A 19,290-nucleotide genomic window follows, 5' to 3' on the forward strand; every position below is an offset into this window, starting at 1 on the left:
CACCGTGACGGACGAACAGAGGGATCTCACGACCACCGAGTCGGAGGACGTGACCGCGAGCACGACCGAGGACCCGCAGTACGGTGTCGGTCCCTTCTCCATCCGCGAGGTCGCGATCGGGGCCGTCTGGCTGGTGGCCTTCATCCTGTCCTTCGTGTCGATCACGACGGTGGGGTTCAATTCGGTCTGGACCTCGGGTCTGCTGTGGGTGCTGACCATCGGGGTTCCGACCGTGGCGGTGTTCCTGATCGCCCTGCGCCGGCTCTCGCCGCAGGGGATCCGTCGCGTCGGCTCGCTCGGCATCGACCAGTTCGCCTCGGTGGCGTTCTCCGTCGCGACCGTGCTGTGGATCCAGCTCCTCTGGGAGACGGTCTCGATCGCGATCGACGGCGGCCCGTGGGTGCGCAACTGGGTGACCTGGATCATGGCCGTCCTGATGCTCGCCGGTGTCGTCCTCACGGTCTTCGCGCCGCTCATCCCGCCGTTGAGCGAGGACTTCCGCGGTCGCCGCGAGATCCCCGCGCACCGCAACGCCCGACCCATCCGTCCCGTCTCGCCCCGCCCGGCCCCGGTGCGCCCGGAACCGGCGGTCGCGACCGAGATCGACGAGGCGCCCGTGGTCACCGCCGATGAGACCGACACGCGCACTGACGCGGACTTCTCCCAGACCGCCGTGTGGGAGCCCGTCCAGACCCGCGACACCTACGAGCCCGTCACCGTCGTCGACGTGACCGAGGAGGAGCCTGTCGCCGAGCCTCTCGAGGACGACGTCGAGGACACCGACACCGCGACGGGCACCCCCGTCAGCAACCAGGCCTTCTGGGCACTGGCGCCGGAGGAGCGGGACGTCGTCGACGAGATCGGCATCCCGCTGTTCCGCATCGGCCCCACCGCGTGGGCTCTGGTGATCGAGGACCGGGGCGAGGTCTTCGTCATCCGCCACGAGGACGGGCGGGTCGGCTACCTGCATGACGTATCGGACGTGACCCGCGGCTGATCCCCGCGCGCGGCCCGAGCCGAATGGGCGCGCTAGCGTAGAAGGATGCTTCGCACCATCGATCTGCGCGGGCGCGCCCTTTCGCCTGCCGACCTGACGGCGCTCGTTCCGCGCGCCACCGTGGCACGTGAGGAAGCCCTCGCCGTCGCCACGGCTGTCGTCCATGACGTCGCCGAACGAGGGGAGACGGCGCTCCGCGAGCAGGCCGCCCGCTTCGACGGAGTAAGCGACCACGCCATCCGGGTGCCCGCCTCCCACTTCGACGAAGCGCTGGCGAGCCTCGATCCGGCGGTTCGCGCTGCCCTGGAGGAGGCGGCCGGGCGGGTCCGCCGGGGTTCCGCGGCGCAGGTCCCCGCGCCGGTGACCACGGACATCGCGCCGGGCGCACGCGTGCACCAGCGGTGGCAACCCGTCCGCCGCGTGGGACTCTACGTTCCGGGCGGGAAGGCCGTGTACCCCTCGAGCGTGGTCATGAACGTGATCCCCGCCCAAGTGGCCGGTGTGCAGGAGATCGCGCTCGCATCCCCGCCCCAGAGCACGCACGGCGGCCGGGTGCACCCCGTCATCCTCGCCGCCGCGCGTCTGCTGGGCGTGGACGAGGTGTACGCGATGGGCGGTGCCGGCGCGATCGGCGCCTTCGCCTACGGCGTTCCGTCGCTGGGACTCGCGCCCGTGGACGTCGTCACCGGCCCGGGCAACAACTTCGTCGCGTCGGCGAAGCGCGCGGTGGCGGGTCGCGTCGGAACCGACTCGGAAGCGGGGGCGACCGAGATCCTCATCGTCGCCGACGCGGATGCCGACCCTCGGCTGATCGCGGCCGACCTCATCTCCCAGGCCGAACACGACGAACAGGCGTCGGCCGTCCTCGTGACGACGTCGACGGATCTCGCCGACGCGGTCGTCCGCGAGGTGGCGGATCGCGCACCGCGCACGCGGCACTCCGCTCGTGTGGCGGAGGCGCTCCGCGGCGAGCAGTCGGCGATCGTCCTGGTCGACGATCGCGAGACGGCGACGGCATTCAGCAATGCCTACGCTCCCGAGCACCTCGAACTGCACCTTAACGACCCCCGTCCGGAGGATTTCGTGCACGCGGGCGCCGTCTTCGTCGGCGCACACACGCCGGTGAGTCTCGGCGACTACCTCGCCGGAAGCAACCACGTGCTCCCGACCGGGGGACAGGCCCGATACGCGCCCGGGCTCTCGGCGGCGACGTTCCTCCGCCCGCAGCAGATCGTCGAATACGACCGGGAGGCGCTTCGGGCCGTCCACGGGGCGATCGTGACCTTGGCGGACGCAGAAGCCCTGCCGGCGCACGGGGAAGCGGTCACCGCGCGTTTCGAGGGCGACGCGCAGGCGACGACGTAGGCTCGGGTGTCATGCACTGCCCGTTCTGCCGCCACCCGGACTCGCGCGTCATCGATTCCCGGACCAGTGACGACGGCCTCAGCATCCGTCGCCGTCGTCAGTGTCCGCAGTGCGGAGGACGGTTCACGACGGTCGAGACGGCCAGCCTCAACATCATCAAGCGTTCCGGGGTGATCGAGCCCTTCAGTCGTGAGAAGGTGATGTCGGGGGTGCGCAAAGCTTGTCAGGGGCGCCCCGTGACCGAGGCGGACCTCGCGCTCCTGGCGCAGCGGGTCGAAGAGACGGTCCGCCAGACCGGCGCGTCGCAGATCGATGCCAACGAGATCGGGCTCGCCATCCTCGGACCCCTCCGCGACCTCGACGAGGTCGCGTACCTCCGGTTCGCGAGCGTCTACCAGGCCTTCGATTCGCTGGACGACTTCGAAGCCGCGATCGAGCAGCTGCGGATCGACCATGCCCGGGGCGCGCAGGATCCCGACGTCACGGACGATCGGGAGTAGTCGCACCCGGCGATACTCTGGAGCGGATGTATCCCTTCTTCTTCCGGACCGTTCTCAGCCGTATCGACCCGGAGACCGCGCACCACGGTGCGATGACGGTGATCCGCGTCCTCGGGATCCCGCCTTTCGCGTGGATCGCGCGCGGCCTGACCGCGCCCGCGCCGGAGCTGGCCACGACAGCCCTCGGCCTGCGGTTCGCCTCGCCCTTCGGCGTCGCCGCCGGGTTCGACAAGGACGTCATCGGCGCTCCGGGGCTCGATGCGCTCGGTTTCGGGCACGTCGAGGTGGGGACCATCACTGCGGTGCCGCAGGAGGGCAACCCGCGGCCTCGACTGTTCCGTCTCGTGCCGGATCGCGCGGTGATCAACCGGATGGGCTTCAACAACGGCGGCGCAGAGGCGGCCGCCGCACGTCTGGAGCGTCTCCGTCGACGCCGTCGTCGTCCCGTGCTGGGTGTGAACATCGGCAAGAGCCGAGTGGTGGACGTCGACGCGGCCACGGATGACTACGTCCGGAGCGCGTCACTCCTCGCACCCCTCGCCGACTATCTCGTCGTCAACGTCTCCTCGCCGAACACGCCGGGCCTTCGTGGCCTCCAAGCGGTGGAGACGCTGCGTCCTCTGCTCGAAGCCGTGCGTGACACGGCGGGCACCACACCGCTGCTGGTGAAGATCGCTCCCGATCTCCCCGACGACGAGGTCGTCGCGGTGGCGCGCCTGGCCGTCGATCTGGGCCTCGCGGGGCTGATCGCGACGAACACGACCCTCTCCCGGGAGGGACTGCGCACTCCCGAGGACGTCGTGTCGGCGGCGGGTGCGGGAGGACTCAGCGGCGCGCCGCTGCGCGCGCGCTCCCTCGAGGTTCTGCGTCTGGTGAGGCAGAACGTCCCCGCCGGATTCTGTGTGGTCTCCGTGGGCGGTGTCGACACCGCTGAGGACGTGCAGGAGCGACTGGATGCAGGAGCGGACCTCGTTCAGGGCTACACCGCGTTCCTCTACCGAGGCCCCCTGTGGGCCCGGCAGATCAATCGGGGTCTCGTCCGGCTCAGGGCTTCCGGCCGCGCTTGACCTGCGGCTTCGGAAGACGGAGGAAGCGCATCTGGATGGTCCGCATGGCGGCGTACCAGCCGAGCCCCTTCTCCATCCGATCGGCGCCGAAGCGCTCCTTGACGCCCGCCTTGGCGCGGATCGACGTGATGATCATGTCTCCGATGACGAAGAGGATGAAGATCCAGAGCCCGACGAAGGAGTAGAACTGCACGGCCGGCACCGGAATGAAGGTGGCGAGGATCACGACGATCATCGCGGGCATGACGGCCTCGCCGAGGTGCCAGCCACCGTCGACGAAGTCGCGGACGAACTTCCGCTGCGGCCCCTGGTCACGGGCGGGGAGGTAGCGCGGGTCGCCGTTCGCCATGCCCTGACGGGCCTTCTCCCGCTGGGCCTGGAGCTCGGCGCGCGCACGGGCCTTCGCTTCTTTCGTGTCGGCGACGAGTGGACGCTTGCGGGCCGCTTCGCGCTCAGCGCGGGTGGGCGTGGGGCGGCCCTTTCCCGAGACGGAGTCGCCGGTCTCGCCGCTCGTCGCGTCGTTCGGTGCAGGGGCAGCGGGTGTCTTGGCCACGATCATCCTCGGGGAAGCGGTCAGGGGTGCGCTTAAGATTACCCGCATGGTCTCCGAACACACCCGGGAGTCCGCTGTCCACGAGGCAGTCGACTCCGGCATCCCCTCCGCTCTGGCGGATCTCGGCGCTCTCGTGCGCATCCCCTCCGTCGCCTTCCCGGGGTTCGATCCCGCTCAGCTGGAGCGGAGCGCGGAGGCGGTCGCGGAGCTCGCGCGCGCGGTCGGTCTGTTCGACACGGTGGAGATCCGTCGCGCCGCCGTCCCCGACTCGGACGAGGTCGGAGCGCCCGCCGTCGTGGCCCGCCGCGCCGCGAAGAACGGTCGCCCCACGATCCTCCTCTACGCCCACCACGACGTGCAGCCCGTCGGCGACGACGCACTCTGGGAATCGCCGCCCTTCGAGCCCACCGTGCGGGACGGGCGTCTCTACGGGCGCGGTGCGGCGGACGACAAGGCGGGCATCATGGCCCACATCGCGGCGCTCCGAGCGCTTGCGCAGGTGTCGGAGGACCCGGATCTCGGTGTGGCCCTCTTCTTCGAGGGCGAGGAGGAGGCCGGGTCCCGCTCCTTCGCCGCCTTCCTCGCCGAGAACGCCGACATCCTCCGGGCTGACGTCATCGTGGTGGCGGACTCGGGCAACTGGGATGCGCGTACCCCGGCGCTCACGGTGTCGCTGCGCGGCAACACGAGGTTCACTCTCCGGGTGCGCACATTGGAGCACGCATCCCACTCCGGCATGTTCGGGGGAGCTGTGCCTGACGCGATGATGGCGGGCGTGACGCTGCTCTCGACGCTGTGGGACGCCGACGGTGCCGTCGCCGTCGACGGCCTCCGTGCGCGGGACGCGCAGACGCCCCCGTACTCGGAGGAGACGTTGCGGGACGAGGCGGGACTCCCGGCGGGCGTCCAGCCGGTCGGGCGGGGGAGCATCCTCTCGCGCATCTGGAACCAGCCCTCGATCACGATCACCGGGACGGACGCTCCCAGCCTCGCCAACGCGTCCAACACCCTCACCCCCGAGGTGTCCTTCGTCATCAGCGCACGAGTGGCCCCCGGCCAGCCGGCGCGGGAGGCGTACGCGGCCATCGAGCGGCACCTGCGCGAGCGGGCTCCGTGGGGAGCCGAGCTGCAGTTCACGGATGCCGATTTCGGCGACGCGTTCCTGGTGGACACCGGGGGATGGGCGGTCGCCGATGCGCGGGACGCGCTCGCGCGCGGATACGGCGTGGACCCGGTCGACATCGGGGTCGGCGGTTCGATCCCCTTCATCGCGGATCTGGTGAGGGAGTTCCCGTCGGCGCAGATCCTCGTGACGGGAGTGGAGGACCCGCACTCCCGCGCGCACAGTCCGAACGAGTCGCTCCACCTGGAGACGTTCCGCAACGCAGTGCTCTCCGAAGCGCTGCTGCTGGAACGCCTCGACCGGCGTGTCGCGGACTGATCGCGACGTCGCCCGCCCGGCGACCCCCGGACGGAATCGGGACGCGTAGAATCGATCGCATCCGCCATGAACGGCGGCTTCGACGAGGAGTGCCATGACCGACACCGCGCTGACCACCGATCAGACCGCCCGCGAACACGGCGTCCTGTTGACCGACGCCGCCGCGCTCAAGGTGAAGACGCTGCTGGAGCAGGAGGGGCGTGACGACCTCCGTCTGCGCGTCGCCGTCCAGCCCGGCGGCTGCAGCGGTCTCATCTACCAGCTGTACTTCGACGAGCGTTACCTCGACGGAGACAAGACCGTCGACTTCGACGGGGTCGAGGTCATCATCGACGACATGAGCGTCCCCTACCTCGACGGTGCGACGATCGACTTCAAGGACACGATCTCGGAGCAGGGCTTCACGATCGACAACCCCAACGCTGCCGGCAGCTGCGCCTGCGGCGACAGCTTCCACTGACCCGTCCGGCCGGAATCCCGGCGTTTCGAGGGGGCTCCGAAAGGATGCCGGACCCGGCATTTCCCGCGTCCCGACCCCCGCGGAACCTGGGTAGATGGCCTGAATACCCTGGGCGCTTGCCCTAGACTGGCGGATGAAATATCCGCGACCCGGAAAGGTGCATCGTGCCCCCGAAACGTCGAATCCGCTGGGCCGTTCTCCCTGTCGGGATCGCAGCGGCAGCAGTCCTCGCCGGTTGCACCCCGACGGAGCTCAACGGCTTCCTCCCCGGCTTCGTCGAGGACGGTACCCCGGCCACGAACCACACCGAGATGGTGTCGGGTCTGTGGGTGAACTCCTGGATCGTGCTCCTGGCCGTCGGGTTCATCACCTGGGGCCTGATGGGCTGGGCCGTGATCGCATACCGCCGGCGCCGCGGACAGGTCGGCCTGCCCGTGCAGCTGCGCTACAACATGCCGATTGAGATCTTCTACACGATCGTGCCGCTCATCCTCGTGATCGGGTTCTTCGCCTTCACCGCGCGTGACCAGGCGATCCTCGAGACCCAGACCGAGGACCCCGACGTCTCGATCACCGCGATCGGCAAGCAGTGGGCCTGGGACTTCCAGTACGACGGTGAGTCCGAGTCGGACACCGTGTGGAGCATGGGCGTCCAGGCGCAGACCGACGCCCGCGGCGACATCGTCTCCGAGCTGCCGACCCTGTACCTCCCCGTCGACCAGACGGTGAAGATCAAGCTGCAGTCGCGCGACGTGATCCACTCCTTCTGGATCATCGACTTCCTGTACAAGAAGGACATGTACATCGGCAAGGACAACTACTGGTCCTTCACGCCGACCCGTGAGGGCACGTACGCCGGGAAGTGCGCCGAACTCTGCGGCGAGTACCACTCGATGATGCTCTTCAACGTCGAGGTCGTCAGCCAGTCCGAGTACGACAGCTACCTCGCGTCCTTGCGTGCGGCGGGTCAGACCGGCGACATCAACGACGCGTACGACCGACTTCAGAACCTGCCCGGCACGGGCGGTTCCGCTCCCGAGGGACAGGACTGACCATGGCGACGACGCTTCCGCTCCAGGAATCGGGCTCCAGCAGGCCCACCACCCTCCCTCCGCGCCAGGCGGCTCTGCTGAGCCGCAACCGCACGGAGCAGAAGGGGAACATCATCGTCAAGTGGATCACCTCCACTGACCACAAGACCATCGGGTACATGTACCTGATCTCGTCCTTCACGTTCTTCCTGCTCGGCGGCGTGATGGCGCTCATCATCCGTGCCGAACTGTTCGAGCCCGGGATGCAGATCATCCCGACCAAGGACCAGTACAACCAGCTGTTCACGATGCACGGCACGATCATGCTGCTGATGTTCGCGACACCGCTGTTCGCCGGGTTCGCCAACGCGCTGCTCCCGCTGCAGATCGGCGCGCCGGACGTCGCGTTCCCGCGACTGAACGCCTTCGCCTTCTGGCTCTTCCTCTTCGGCTCGACCATCGCGGTCGCCGGATTCCTCACCCCCCAGGGCGCGGCGGCGTTCGGATGGTTCGCCTATCAACCGCTGGCGAATGCGAGCTTCTCTCCAGGCGTCGGGGGAAACCTCTGGATGCTCGGTCTGGGTATGAGCGGTTTCGGAACGATCCTCGGTGCCGTCAACTTCATCACCACGATCATCACGATGCGCGCCCCCGGCATGACGATGTGGCGGATGCCGATCTTCACCTGGAACACGCTCGTCACCAGCATCCTGATCCTGATGGCGTTCCCGATCCTCGCGGCCGCGATCTTCGCCGCGGCGGCGGACCGCGTGCTGGGCGCGCACATCTACGACCCGCAGAACGGCGGGGTCCTGCTCTGGCAGCATCTCTTCTGGTTCTTCGGGCACCCCGAGGTGTACATCATCGCGCTGCCGTTCTTCGGCATCGTCTCCGAGATCTTCCCGGTCTTCAGCCGGAAGCCGATCTTCGGGTACAAGACGCTCGTCTACGCGACCATCGCGATCGCCGCGCTGTCCGTCGCGGTCTGGGCGCACCACATGTACGTGACGGGTGCCGTCCTGCTGCCGTTCTTCGCGTTGATGACGATGCTCATCGCCGTTCCGACGGGCGTGAAGATCTTCAACTGGATCGGCACGATGTGGCGAGGATCCGTCACCTTCGAGACGCCCATGGTCTTCTCCCTCGGATTCCTCATCTCGTTCGTCTTCGGTGGTCTCACCGGCGTGATCCTCGCGTCGCCGCCGCTGGACTTCCACCTCTCGGACTCCTACTTCGTCGTGGCGCACTTCCACTACGTGGTCTTCGGCACGGTCGTCTTCGCGATGTTCGCCGGCTTCTACTTCTGGTGGCCGAAGTGGACGGGCAAGATGCTCAACGAGCGCCTGGGTATGGTCCACTTCTGGCTCCTGTTCATCGGCTTCCACATGACGTTCCTCGTCCAGCACTGGCTGGGTGTCGACGGTATGCCCCGCCGGTATGCGGACTACTCGAGCTTCGACAACTGGACGTGGCAGAACCAGCTGTCGACGATCGGCTCGATCGTCCTGGCGGCCTCGATGATCCCGTTCCTGTTCAACGTCTGGATCACGGCACGCAAGGCACCGCGCGTGACGGTGAACGACCCATGGGGCTACGGTGCGTCGCTCGAATGGGCGACGTCCTGCCCGCCTCCCCGTCACAACTTCACCTCGATTCCCCGCATCCGCAGCGAGCGTCCCGCGTTCGACCTGAACCACCCCGAGGCGGGTATCCCGGTCGGTGTGGGGCCGGCGAAGGACGCGCCCGAGGCTCCCGTGGTGGACGTCGCCGAAGGAAAGGTCAAGTAAGTGCGCACCAATACCGGTCTATGGTGGATTCTGACCGTCTTCTTCACCATTGTCGCCGCTGTGTACGTCGCTTGGAACCTCGTCGCCCATTGGTCGACGGAGGCCGCGGCCGATCCTGGCGCGGGTACTTGGATGATCTTCACCAACTCCGTTGAGTGGGTGGGGAGCGTGGCCCTGGTCTTCTTGGCCTTGATGTCCGCGCTGATCGCCTTCTATATCGGCAAGGTGCACAAGGCACAGGGCGGGGAGCTGCCCGAAGACACGCTCACGGCCGATATCGACGACGGTGACCCGGAGCTCGGAGAGTTCAGCCCGTGGTCGTGGTGGCCCATCGTCCTCGCCGCTTCCGCCTCCCTGGCGATCCTCGGACTCGCTGTCGGCGTGTGGATGTTCCCGATCGGTGTCGCGGTCTTCCTGGTCGCCATCGTCGGCTGGGTCTTCGAGTATTACCGCGGATACTTCGCTCGCTGATCATCACTCGCGAGACGGAGAAGGCCCCCACACATCAGTGGGGGCCTTCTCCGTTTCTGCCGTTCCTGTCAGCGACGCATCACGGTGACGAGGGGATCGAAGGTGCGGGGGAGTGGGCCGTCGTCGGCGACGGTGGGGAGGCCTTCGCGCGACCAGTACTCGAAGCCGCCGATCATCTCCTTCACGTCGTATCCGAGAGAGGCGAGGGCGAGGGCGCCGCGCACGCCGCCGTTGCAGCCGGGGCTCCAGCAGTAGACCACCACGGGCACAGCGGGATCGAGTTCTCGGGGTGCGCGGGCAGGGAGGTCTGCGTGCGGTATGTGTGTGGCGCCCTGGACGCGGCCCTGGGCCCACGCCTCGGCGTTCCGGACATCGATGATCACGAAGCGGTCTCCGGCGCGTTGTGCGGCATACACATCCGCGGGATCCGTCTCGTGCTGCAGGCGACGCTGGAAGTAGTCGACAGCGTCTTCTGGGGTCGGCATGGGTCCACCGTAGCGACGCGGGGTCGTGGTGCGGCCTCCATGGACCGCCATGGGGCGTACGACGAGCGCCATTCTTTCCGCCGTGGCGTCGGCCCTCCGTCAGGCGCAGAAGAACGGCCCCTCTCGGAAGAGGGGCCGTTCTCACATATGACTCAGCGTCAGGACTTCTTGCCGTCGTCCTCCGGGATGATCACGTTGGAAGGACGGACAGCGGTCTCGGACTGGTGACCGTCGTCGATCGGGACGTGCGGTGCATCCGGAACGCCCGCGCGCTCGTGGGCGGCCTGCAGCTCGCGATCCTCTTCCTCGGCGATGTGTTCGAGCTCATGGTGCTGGTGAGCCAGCGCGGCGTCGAGCTCGGACTGCGTGACCGGGGTCAGGCGGTCCTCGAAGAACCAGCGCGACACGGCGGCCCGGAGGTTCTGGTGCCAGGGGATGCTGCCCTTGGCGTTCGGACGCACGACGAGCGGCTCGTAGGTCTCGTAGTCGATGAGCTTCCAGCGCTCGTACTCGTCGACGGGCTGGTGCACCTCGATGTACTCACCACCGGGGAGGCGGACGATGCGTCCGGACTCGTAGCCGTGGAGTGCGATCTCACGGTCCTTCTTCTGGAGCGCGATGCAGATGCGCTTCGTGACGAAGTAGGCGACGATCGGGCCCAGGATGAGTGCCGCCTGGAGTCCGTGGATGACTCCCTCCATCGTCAGCCAGAAGTGCGTGGCGATGATGTCGGAGGATGCAGCGGCCCAGAGCACGGCGTAGAAGGTCACGCCGGCGGCGCCGATGGCGGTACGCGTCGCGGCGTTGCGCGGACGCTGGGCGATGTGGTGCTCGCGCTTGTCGCCCGTGACCCACGCCTCGATGAAGGGGTAGATCATCACCAGCACGATGAAGACGCCGAGTCCGACGAGCGGGACGAGGATGTTCATCGAGAAGGTGCGGTCGAAGAGCACGAACTCCCAGTGCGGCGGAATGAGACGCAGAGCCCCGTCCGCGAAGCCGATGTACCAGTCAGGCTGCGTTCCCGCGGACACCGGTGACGGGTCGTAGGGGCCGTAGTTCCAGATGGGATTGATCGTGAAGAGCGACGCGATCAGCACCAGCACGCCGAAGACGATGAAGAAGAAGCCGCCCATCTTCGACATGTAGACCGGCATCATCGGGTAGCCCACGACGTTGCTGTTCGTGCGACCGGGACCGGCGAACTGCGTGTGCTTGTTGATGATCATCAGCATCAGGTGCACCGCGAGGAGGGCCACGAGGATCGCCGGCAGGATCAGGATGTGCAGGGCGTAGAGGCGACCGACGATCGCGGTGCCGGGGAACTCGCCGCCGAACAACAGGAACGACGTCCACGTGCCGATGAGCGGGATGCCCTTGATCATGCCGTCGATGATCCGGAGGCCGTTGCCGGAGAGCACGTCGTCCGGAAGCGAGTATCCGGTGAAGCCTTCGGCCATGGCGAGGATGAACAGGACGAATCCGATCACCCAGTTGATCTCGCGTGGCTTGCGGAACGCGCCGGTGAAGAACACGCGCAGCATGTGCACGCCGATGCCGGCGACGAAGACCAGGGCGGCCCAGTGGTGCAGCTGGCGGACGAGGAGACCGCCGCGGGTGTCGAAGGAGATCTCGAGCGCCGACGCCATGGCGGCCGACATCTCGATGCCCCGCATCGGCTCATACGCGCCGGTGTAGTGCACCTCGGCCATGGAGGCCTGGAAGAAGAACGTCAGGAACGTCCCCGACAGGAGGACGACGACGAAGCTCCACAGCGCGATCTCGCCGAGCATGAACGACCAGTGGTCGGGGAAGATCTTGCGACCGAGCTCCTTGACCATGCCGGAGAGGCTGGTGCGCTCGTCGATGTAGTTCGAGGCGGCGCCGACGAAGCGGCCGCCGAGCGGCTTGTCGCGGGTGCCGGCCTCGGCCGGCGTCCCCTGCGGATCAGTGGTTGCGGTACTCAATGACGCTCCCAGAAGCTCGGGCCCACGGGCTCGGTGAAGTCGCTGCGGGCGACGAGGTATCCGTCGGCATCCACGGTGATGGGAAGCTGCGGCAGCGGGCGGGCAGCCGGTCCGAAGATGACCTTGGCCTGATCGGTCACGTCGAACTGGGACTGGTGGCACGGGCAGAGCAGGTGGTGCGTGAGCTGCTCGTACAGGGCCACGGGGCACCCGACGTGGGTGCAGACCTTGGAGTACGCGACGATGCCGTCGTACGACCAGTCGGCGCGGTCGGCCGGCTCGATGAGATCTTCCGGCTGGAGACGCATCAGGAGGACGATCGCCTTCGCCTTCTCCTCCAAGTAGCCGTCTTCGTGCGACAGGGCGGCCAGCGGCTGCGGGATGACGTGGACCGCCGAGCCGATGGTCACGTCGGCGGCGCGGATCGGCTCACCGGTCGGGTCATGCGCGAGGCGCATCCCCGGCTCCCACATCGTGTGGCTGAGCAGGGCGACCGGGTTTCCCGCGATCGGGTTGGTCGGGGTGTTGAACGGAGCAAGGCCACGGAAGAGGACGACCGCGGGCGCCACGGAAGCGACGAGCGCCGCGATGAGGGAGTTGCGCACCATCGTGCGGCGGCCGAAGCCGGACTCCTCGTTCGCGACCTCGAAGACCTCGATGGCGGCGGCACGGGTCTCGTCCCGACCGCGGGTCGCATGCCGATCCTCGACGTGCTCCTTGTCGGGCATGACCGCCTTGGACCAGTGGATCGCCGCGATGCCGATGGCGAGGAGGGCCAGGGCGATTCCGAGACCGATGAACAGGTTGTTCGCCCGGATGTCGACGATCTGACCGCTCTCGATGGGGAAGAGCATGTAGGCGGCGATCGCCCAGATGCTCCCCGCCACCGAGAGGTAGAACAGCGTGTAGATGGTGCGGACCGCGCGCGTCATCGCCGCCGGGTCCTTGTCCGTCATCCGCTCGCGGTGCGGAGGAAGGTCCGGGTTGCGCACCGGGTCGCTGACGACGACGGCGAGCCCCGACGAGGGCTTCCAGCTCTCCCTCTCGTGCTCGAGGGCGTCAACCTCGTGTGCCATGCTGCTCCTCGTTCGTGCTGGTGTTCATGATTCGGTCAGTTGGATTTCGCCGTGATCCACACGGTGATCGCGATCAGAGATCCGATCCCGAAGATCCAGATGAACAGGCCCTCCGACACGGGACCGAGGGAGCCGAGCGAGAATCCACCGGCGGACTCGTTCTCCTGCAGGTAGAGCAGGTAGGAGATGATGTCCCGCTTCTCCTCGAGCGTCAGGTTCAGGTCGTTGAAGACCGGCATGTTCTGCGGGCCGGTGACCATCGCGGCGTACATGTTCAGCGGCGTCGTGGTGTGCAGCGCCGGGGCGTACTTGCCCTCGGTGAGCGCGCCACCGGCGCCGGCGACGTTGTGGCACATCGCGCAGTTGATGCGGAACAACTCACCGCCGTGGGCGACGTCGCCCTCGCCGTCGAGCACGGCGTCCGCGGGGAACGACGGCCCGGGGGAGGTCGACTGGACGTACGCGCCGATGGCGGCGATCTGCTCGTCCGTGAACTGGACCGGCTTCTGCGGAGCCTGGGGGCCCTGCATCTGCAGCGGCATGCGACCGGTGCTCATCTGGAAGTGCACGGAGAGCTCGCCGACGCCGTAGAGCGCGGGGCCCTCGAGGCTTCCCTGGAGGTCGAGTCCGTGGCAGGTCGCGCAGTTCGCCTGGAAGAGCTTCTTGCCGTCGTCGATGGTCAGCGCGGAGTTGATCGTCGGCTCGGTCGTCGACGCCATCGCGGCGGATGCGCCCGCGTAGGCCCCGCCCGTGATGAGCAGGCCGATGCCGATCAGCGCGGCGGCTGCCCAAGGGCTGCGACGTCCGTGATTGCGGCGCTGTGTGGTGCGTGCCATGTCGGGAATCAGCTCCTATTTCAGGAAGTAGATGACGAGGAACAGAGCGATCCACACCACGTCGACGAAGTGCCAGTAGTACGAGACGACGATCGAGGAGGTCATCTCCTTGCGGCCGAAGTTCTTCACCGCGTAAGCGCGGCCGATGACGAGGAGGAAGGCGACCAGACCGCCGGTGACGTGCAGGGCGTGGAACCCGGTCGTCAGGTAGAAGGCGGAGGCGTAGGCGTTCGTGTCGATCGCGACGCCCTCGGCGACGAGCTGCGCGTACTCCCACACCTGGCCGGAGACGAAGATGGCGCCGAGCGCGAAGGTCAGCCAGAACCACTCCACCATTCCCCAGCCGAGGATGCCGCGCTTCTTCGTCGAGTACGGCTGGAAGCGCTCAGCGGCGAAGACGCCCATCTGGCACGTCACGGAGGACATGACCAGGATGATCGTGTTCACGGTCGCGAAAGGGACATTCAGCAGCGCGCTTTCCTGGGCCCAGAGCTCGGGCGAGGTGCTGCGCAGGGTGAAGTAGATCGCGAAGAGACCCGCGAAGAACATCACCTCGCTGCCGAGCCACACGATGGTTCCGACGGCGACCGGATCCGGCCGCTTGACGGACCGCATGGCCTGGGAGTAGGTCGCAGTGGAGGTCGTCACGCTCACCATTATGGCCGATACCCGGCCCGCTGGATCGCACCGACGGAGATACTTTCGCCCGGCATGCACCTCGGACGGGCCTTCGCGCGGGCCGGGAATCGGCTGAGAACCCCCGACGAGAGCGCTGAACACCGGACAGCGGCATCCGGGTCACGGATCGATCTCGATTCGCCGTCGCCAGTAGGCTCGGTGGAATGGCGGAGCTGTACACCTGGCCGGATGTCCTGACCACCCTTCTCGACCGACGCGATCTGAGCGTTTCGGAGTCGACCTGGGCGATGCGCGGCATCATGCGCGGCACGGCCACGCCTTCTCAACTCGCCGCGTTCCTGATCGCACTGCGCGCGAAGGGGGAGACGGTCGACGAGATCGTCGGATTCCGCGACGCCATCCTGGAGTCGGCTCTTCCGCTCCCGGTCGACCCGGGAGTCCTCGACATCGTCGGCACCGGCGGGGATCGCTTCGGAACGGTCAACGTCTCGACGATGGCCGCGCTCGTGGCCGCCGCGACCGGCGTCCCCGTCGTCAAGCACGGCAATCGCGCCGCCAGCTCCTCCTCGGGATCCTCCGACGTCCTCGGCGCCCTCGGCGTGGATCTGAGTCTCTCCCCGGAGGCCGTCGCCGAAGCCCTGCCCCGGGCCGGGATCACCTTCGCCTTCGCCGCAGCCTTCCACCCCGGCTTCCGTCACGCCGCAGCCACCCGGAAGGAGCTCGGGGTCCCGACGGTGTTCAACTTCCTCGGGCCTCTGTGCAACCCCGCCCGGGCCGAGGCGAACGCGGTCGGTGTCGCCCATCTCGACCGTGTGCCCCTCATCACCGGTGTCTTCCGCACCCGCGGCGCGACGGCACTCGTCTTCCGCGGCGATGACGGGCTGGACGAGCTGACGACCACCGGTCACAGCCGTCTGTGGGAGGTGAGCCGCGGCGACATCCACGAGCATGATCTGGATCCGCGCGATCTCGGCATCCCTCTCGCCGACATCTCCGATCTCCTCGGCGGAGATCCCGCGCACAACGCGGCGGTGGTCCACCGCACGTTCCAGGGCGAGAGCGGCGCCGTCCGCGACATCGTCCTGCTGAACGCCGCGGCGGGTCTGGTGGCCTACCGTCTGTTCCGAGACGCGGGGCAGGTGCAGCGTCCGATCCTCGAGCGGCTCGCGGAGGCGCGCGACGATGCCGCATCGGCGATCGACTCCGGCGCGGCGGCGTCCACCCTTCAGCGCTGGGTCGACGCCACGCGCGATCTCGCAGGCTGACCCGGCAGGCACGATGGACCCGCACGCGGCACTGAGCGAGATCGCGGGTCTGCTCGAGCGCGAGCGGTCGTCCCGGTACAAGTCGCGCGCGTTCCGCGTGGCGGCGGATGCCGTCGCCGGCCTGACCGACGCCCAGCTGGACGACGTGGCGGTTCTGCGGCGCACGAAGGGGATCGGGGAGTCGACCCTCGCGGTGATCGTCCAAGCGCGCGCGGGAGTCGTCCCGGACTATCTCGCGGATCTCCGCACGCGTGCCGGCGTCGAGCAGGACTCCCGGCTGCGCGGGCTCCTTCGCGGGGACCTGCACGCCCACAGCGACTGGTCGGACGGGCTCACCTCCCCTGCGCTCATGGCCGCGGGGGCACGGGAGCTCGGCCACGAGTACCTCGCGCTCACCGACCACTCTCCGCGTCTGCGCGTCGCTCACGGCCTGAGTGCGGATCGGCTGCGTGCACAGCGCGATGTCGTCCGCGGGCTCGGGACGGACGCCTTCACCATGCTGTGGGGGATCGAGGTCGACATCCTCGACGACGGCGACCTGGACCAGGACGCCGAGCTCCTCGCCCAGCTGGACATCGTCGTGGCGTCGGTGCATTCGAAGCTGCGGATGGATGCGGACGCGATGACGAGGCGGATGGTCGCCGCCGTCGCGGGAGGTCGCGTCGACGTGCTCGGGCATGTCACCGGCCGGCTGGTGGAGGGTGCCCGTGGCATGCGCCCCCCGTCGGTGTTCGACGCGGCGGCGGTCTTCGACGCGTGCGCGGCCCACGGCGTCGCCGTGGAGATCAATTCCCGGCCGGAGCGACAGGATCCGCCGGAGGAACTGATCGCGATCGCCCTTGCGGCGGGCTGCCTGTTCTCGATCGACTCGGACGCCCACGCGCCGGGCCAGCTCTCGCTCCTCGACCACGGCGCGCGGAGGGCCGAGGACGCCGGGATCCCCGCCGACCGGATCGTGACGACGTGGTCACTCCCGCGCCTGAAGGACTGGATCGCGGGCCGACGACCCCGCGGGGCGTGACCCGGACCGCCGCCTAGACTCGGCGCGTGACCGCCGGCAACCGACCGTTCGTCCCCGGAACGGGTATCGCCCTGGTCGTGGTCGGCATCCTCGTCGCCGCGATCAGTCTGCGCGGTCCGATCGTCGCGCCCACGCCCGTGCTCCGTGAGATCGAGGACGACCTCGGAATCGGCTCTGCCGCCGCGGGACTGATCACAACCGCACCGGTGCTGATGTTCGCGCTCCTCACTCCGGTGGCGGCGCTGGTCATCCGCCGGGCGGGCGCCGAGATCGCGCTGCTGATCTCGCTCACGGGCGTCCTGTGCGGCACGCTCATCCGGACGGTTCCCGGATTCGAGTGGATGCTCGCGGGGATGCTCGTCATCGGAGCGGCCGTGACGATCGGCAATGTGGTCATTCCGGTGATCATCCGACGGGATGTCCCGGGGCCGAGGGTCGCCGTGGTGACCGCGGCCTACGTGGCGATGCTGAACGTCGGATCGCTCCTGACCTCCCTTGCCACCGCCCCGCTGGCCTCGCTCATCGGGTGGCCGGCGGCTCTGCTGGCCTGGGGCATCCTGACCGTGGCGGGCATCGCGCTGTGGAGCGTGCATCTCCGGCGAGCCCGACGATCCGGGGACCGGTTCTCGGGGCCGGCGACGGCCACGGCGGTCGCATCCGGCGGAGGTGGCGGGGAGGTGGCCCGCCTCACGGGGCCGCTCCCGGTCGTCGTCGCGCGGCGCGAGCGATCTTTCGCCCGTCGCCCCGTCACCTGGCTGCTCCTGGCTTCCTTCGCCGCCCAGTGCACCATCTACTACGCGCTGACGACGTGGTTGCCCACGCTCGCCGCCGACACCCTCGGCCTCGGCGCCACCGCGGCGGGCGCCCTCGCGTCCGTCTATCAGGGGGTGGGTGTCGTCGGGGCGTTCCTGGTGCCGCTCCTCGCGCGCTACGCCCCGCGCGCGGTGGCCCCGATGGTGATCTGCGTGTGCTGGATCCTCGTCACCGGCGGGATGCTCCTCGCGCCCGACCTGCTGTGGGTGTGGCTGATCGCCGGGGCGATCGGTCACTCGGGAGGATTCGTGGTGATCTTCTCGGCGCTCGTCGCCGTCGCACGCGATGACCGGGAAGCGGCCGGGATGTCGGCGCTCATCCAGGGCGGCGGCTATGCCGTCGGAGCGCTCGGTGGCCCTGCCATGGGCCTCATCCACGAGATCACCGGCCGCTGGACCGGCGGACTCGTCCTCCTGCTCGCGCTCGCGATCGTCTACTGCGTCGCCCTGTCGACGGCGGTGGCGGCGGCGGGCCGCGCCCGGCGCTGAGTCAGTCGGCTGCTGCCGAGATCGCCGCCAACGCGCGCCCCATCGCCGCCGCAGCGCCCCATCGGCGTCCGAAGGCCTCCGCCTCCGCGCGGGAATCGGTATCCGGCGTCCGCAGGCGCGCGTCGACCTCGGGGAGATCCAGATCGCGGACGACGGCGACCACTCGAGGGGCCACCGCGAGATAGTCGGCGCCCGCGATGATCTTGGCTCGCACTCCCGCGCTCAGACCGCTGTCGGGCGCGTCCGCGGCGGCACGGATGCCGGCGATGTCGCCGTGCGCGGCGAGCAGCGCGGCCGCGGTCTTGTCGCCGATGCCGGCGACCCCGGGGAGGCCGTCGGAGGCATCGCCGCGCAGCGTGGCGAAGTCGGCGTACTGCGCGGCGCGCACGCCGTACTTGGCGACCACGACGTCGTCGGTCACGGTCTCGAGGTTGCTCATGCCGCGCGCCGTGTAGACGACGCGCACGTCTCGGGCGTCGTCGATCAGCTGGAAGAGATCGCGGTCGCCGGTGACGATGTCGACGGGCATGCGCGCGTGCGTCGCGAGGGTGCCGATCACGTCATCGGCCTCGTGTTCAGCCGCTCCCACCACGGGGATGCCCAGGAGTCCCAGCGCCGCGCGGATGAGCGGAACCTGCGCCTCGAGGGGATCGGGGACCTCCTCGACGTCGGGTCCGGCCGCCACCTCCGCCACCACGCGATGCGTCTTGTACGTCGGAAGAAGATCCACACGCCACTGCGGACGCCAGTCGTCGTCCCAGCACGCCACGACGTGGGTGGCCTCGGAGAGGGGGATGAGCTTGGCGACCATGTCGAGGAAGCCTCGGAGGGCGTTGACGACCGTGCCGTCGTCTGCGCGCACCGAGTCGGGGACACCGTAGAAGGCCCGGAAATAGAGCGAGGCGGAGTCCAGCAGCAGCAGGCGGTCGGTCACGCCCTCATCCTGTCACGCGCCCCCCGACGGCGGGAGTTCACCGAATGGACGCGCGACGGACTCGCCCGCGCCACGCCCCGGTCGCCTTCGGCGC

19 protein-coding genes are annotated in these 19,290 nt (G+C 68.6%); 12 read left to right on the forward strand and 7 right to left on the reverse strand.

Going from position 1 to position 19,290, the window contains the following annotated elements:
- Positions 1-4: 4 nt before the first annotated feature.
- The 4 genes from KZC50_RS10125 to KZC50_RS10140 are packed head-to-tail and all read left to right on the forward strand — an operon-like array spanning position 5 to position 3,929.
- Positions 5-997 (forward strand): hypothetical protein, encoded by a 993-nt coding sequence (locus KZC50_RS10125; RefSeq protein WP_053547287.1) that lies wholly within the window; start codon positions 5-7, stop codon positions 995-997.
- 45 nt (positions 998-1,042) lie between these two features.
- The gene (gene hisD, locus KZC50_RS10130) at positions 1,043-2,362 is read left to right on the forward strand and encodes a histidinol dehydrogenase (RefSeq protein ID WP_310891610.1); all 1,320 of its coding nucleotides are present in this window, start codon (positions 1,043-1,045) and stop codon (positions 2,360-2,362) included.
- An 11-nt stretch (positions 2,363-2,373) separates the two neighbouring features.
- Positions 2,374-2,862: a transcriptional regulator NrdR gene (gene nrdR, locus KZC50_RS10135; RefSeq protein WP_236968530.1), complete on the forward strand. Its 489-nt coding sequence runs from the start codon at positions 2,374-2,376 to the stop codon at positions 2,860-2,862.
- 26 nt (positions 2,863-2,888) lie between these two features.
- Entirely contained in the window at positions 2,889-3,929 is a 1,041-nt protein-coding gene (locus tag KZC50_RS10140) for a quinone-dependent dihydroorotate dehydrogenase (RefSeq protein WP_310891611.1), read from the forward strand.
- Here the strand turns inward: KZC50_RS10140 and KZC50_RS10145 are convergent.
- On the reverse strand, positions 3,907-4,482 hold the full coding sequence (locus KZC50_RS10145; RefSeq protein ID WP_236968528.1) for a DUF3043 domain-containing protein: 576 nt from the start codon (positions 4,480-4,482) through the stop codon (positions 3,907-3,909). The two genes, KZC50_RS10140 and KZC50_RS10145, sit on opposite strands and share 23 nt — an antisense overlap.
- A gap of 46 nt (positions 4,483-4,528) precedes the next feature.
- On the opposite strand from KZC50_RS10145, the gene KZC50_RS10150 reads away from it, so the two are divergent.
- The 5 genes from KZC50_RS10150 to KZC50_RS10170 all read left to right on the forward strand — a co-directional run bounded on the left by KZC50_RS10150 (position 4,529) and on the right by KZC50_RS10170 (position 9,672).
- Positions 4,529-5,923 carry a dipeptidase gene (locus tag KZC50_RS10150; RefSeq protein WP_310891612.1) on the forward strand — a complete coding sequence of 465 codons (1,395 nt, stop codon included), beginning with the start codon at positions 4,529-4,531 and terminating at the stop codon, positions 5,921-5,923.
- Positions 5,924-6,017: 94 nt separating this feature from the next.
- Positions 6,018-6,383, forward strand: a complete 366-nt coding sequence (gene erpA, locus KZC50_RS10155) for an iron-sulfur cluster insertion protein ErpA (RefSeq protein WP_053547292.1) — start codon at positions 6,018-6,020, stop codon at positions 6,381-6,383.
- Positions 6,384-6,547: 164 nt separating this feature from the next.
- Entirely contained in the window at positions 6,548-7,435 is an 888-nt protein-coding gene (gene ctaC, locus KZC50_RS10160) for an aa3-type cytochrome oxidase subunit II (RefSeq protein ID WP_310891613.1), read from the forward strand.
- A 2-nt stretch (positions 7,436-7,437) separates the two neighbouring features.
- Complete coding sequence (gene ctaD, locus KZC50_RS10165; protein WP_053547294.1) at positions 7,438-9,201, forward strand: aa3-type cytochrome oxidase subunit I; 1,764 nt, start codon at positions 7,438-7,440, stop codon at positions 9,199-9,201.
- Positions 9,202-9,672, forward strand: a complete 471-nt coding sequence (locus KZC50_RS10170) for a cytochrome c oxidase subunit 4 (protein ID WP_310891614.1) — start codon at positions 9,202-9,204, stop codon at positions 9,670-9,672.
- 68 nt (positions 9,673-9,740) lie between these two features.
- Here the strand turns inward: KZC50_RS10170 and KZC50_RS10175 are convergent, their stop codons facing one another.
- The 5 genes from KZC50_RS10175 to ctaE all read right to left on the reverse strand — a co-directional run bounded on the left by KZC50_RS10175 (position 9,741) and on the right by ctaE (position 14,693).
- Entirely contained in the window at positions 9,741-10,157 is a 417-nt protein-coding gene (locus KZC50_RS10175; protein ID WP_310891615.1) for a rhodanese-like domain-containing protein, read from the reverse strand.
- A 158-nt stretch (positions 10,158-10,315) separates the two neighbouring features.
- A complete protein-coding gene (gene qcrB, locus KZC50_RS10180) occupies positions 10,316-12,124 on the reverse strand; it encodes a cytochrome bc1 complex cytochrome b subunit (RefSeq protein WP_236968522.1) in 1,809 nt (602 codons plus the stop codon).
- Positions 12,121-13,200 (reverse strand): cytochrome bc1 complex Rieske iron-sulfur subunit, encoded by a 1,080-nt coding sequence (gene qcrA / locus KZC50_RS10185; RefSeq protein ID WP_310891616.1) that lies wholly within the window; start codon positions 13,198-13,200, stop codon positions 12,121-12,123. Before qcrA ends, qcrB begins: the two co-directional genes overlap by 4 nt.
- Before the next feature lie 35 nt (positions 13,201-13,235).
- Complete coding sequence (gene qcrC, locus KZC50_RS10190; protein WP_310891617.1) at positions 13,236-14,036, reverse strand: cytochrome bc1 complex diheme cytochrome c subunit; 801 nt, start codon at positions 14,034-14,036, stop codon at positions 13,236-13,238.
- A 15-nt stretch (positions 14,037-14,051) separates the two neighbouring features.
- Positions 14,052-14,693: an aa3-type cytochrome oxidase subunit III gene (gene ctaE, locus KZC50_RS10195; RefSeq protein WP_236968519.1), complete on the reverse strand. Its 642-nt coding sequence runs from the start codon at positions 14,691-14,693 to the stop codon at positions 14,052-14,054.
- A gap of 185 nt (positions 14,694-14,878) precedes the next feature.
- Between ctaE and trpD the strand changes: the two genes are divergently transcribed.
- The 3 genes from trpD to KZC50_RS10210 are packed head-to-tail and all read left to right on the forward strand — an operon-like array spanning position 14,879 to position 18,262.
- The gene (trpD, locus tag KZC50_RS10200) at positions 14,879-15,940 is read left to right on the forward strand and encodes an anthranilate phosphoribosyltransferase (RefSeq protein ID WP_310891618.1); all 1,062 of its coding nucleotides are present in this window, start codon (positions 14,879-14,881) and stop codon (positions 15,938-15,940) included.
- A 13-nt stretch (positions 15,941-15,953) separates the two neighbouring features.
- Entirely contained in the window at positions 15,954-16,961 is a 1,008-nt protein-coding gene (locus tag KZC50_RS10205) for a PHP domain-containing protein (RefSeq protein WP_310891619.1), read from the forward strand.
- Between the two features lie 26 nt (positions 16,962-16,987).
- Positions 16,988-18,262 carry an MFS transporter gene (locus KZC50_RS10210; RefSeq protein WP_310891620.1) on the forward strand — a complete coding sequence of 425 codons (1,275 nt, stop codon included), beginning with the start codon at positions 16,988-16,990 and terminating at the stop codon, positions 18,260-18,262.
- 1 nt (position 18,263) lies between these two features.
- On the opposite strand, the gene KZC50_RS10215 is transcribed toward KZC50_RS10210, so the two are convergent.
- A complete protein-coding gene (locus tag KZC50_RS10215) occupies positions 18,264-19,196 on the reverse strand; it encodes a 5'-3' exonuclease (protein ID WP_310891621.1) in 933 nt (310 codons plus the stop codon).
- Positions 19,197-19,290: the final 94 nt, after the last annotated feature.

Origin of the sequence: Microbacterium aurantiacum, from assembly GCF_031625015.1 — a bacterium.
Taxonomy (GTDB): domain Bacteria; phylum Actinomycetota; class Actinomycetes; order Actinomycetales; family Microbacteriaceae; genus Microbacterium; species Microbacterium aurantiacum.

Bases quoted from the DNA above. Each gene is read 5' to 3' on its own strand.
- hisD (WP_310891610.1), top strand. From the start codon at position 1,043: ATGCTTCGCACCATCGATCTGCGCGGGCGCGCCCTTTCGCCTGCCGAC.
- nrdR (WP_236968530.1), top strand. From the start codon at position 2,374: ATGCACTGCCCGTTCTGCCGCCACCCGGACTCGCGCGTCATCGATTCC.
- KZC50_RS10140 (WP_310891611.1), top strand. From the start codon at position 2,889: ATGTATCCCTTCTTCTTCCGGACCGTTCTCAGCCGTATCGACCCGGAG.
- KZC50_RS10150 (WP_310891612.1), top strand. From the start codon at position 4,529: ATGGTCTCCGAACACACCCGGGAGTCCGCTGTCCACGAGGCAGTCGAC.
- erpA (WP_053547292.1), top strand. From the start codon at position 6,018: ATGACCGACACCGCGCTGACCACCGATCAGACCGCCCGCGAACACGGC.
- ctaD (WP_053547294.1), top strand. From the start codon at position 7,438: ATGGCGACGACGCTTCCGCTCCAGGAATCGGGCTCCAGCAGGCCCACC.
- KZC50_RS10175 (WP_310891615.1), bottom strand. From the start codon at position 10,157: ATGCCGACCCCAGAAGACGCTGTCGACTACTTCCAGCGTCGCCTGCAG.
- qcrA (WP_310891616.1), bottom strand. From the start codon at position 13,200: ATGGCACACGAGGTTGACGCCCTCGAGCACGAGAGGGAGAGCTGGAAG.
- qcrC (WP_310891617.1), bottom strand. From the start codon at position 14,036: ATGGCACGCACCACACAGCGCCGCAATCACGGACGTCGCAGCCCTTGG.
- ctaE (WP_236968519.1), bottom strand. From the start codon at position 14,693: ATGGTGAGCGTGACGACCTCCACTGCGACCTACTCCCAGGCCATGCGG.
- trpD (WP_310891618.1), top strand. From the start codon at position 14,879: ATGGCGGAGCTGTACACCTGGCCGGATGTCCTGACCACCCTTCTCGAC.
- KZC50_RS10205 (WP_310891619.1), top strand. From the start codon at position 15,954: ATGGACCCGCACGCGGCACTGAGCGAGATCGCGGGTCTGCTCGAGCGC.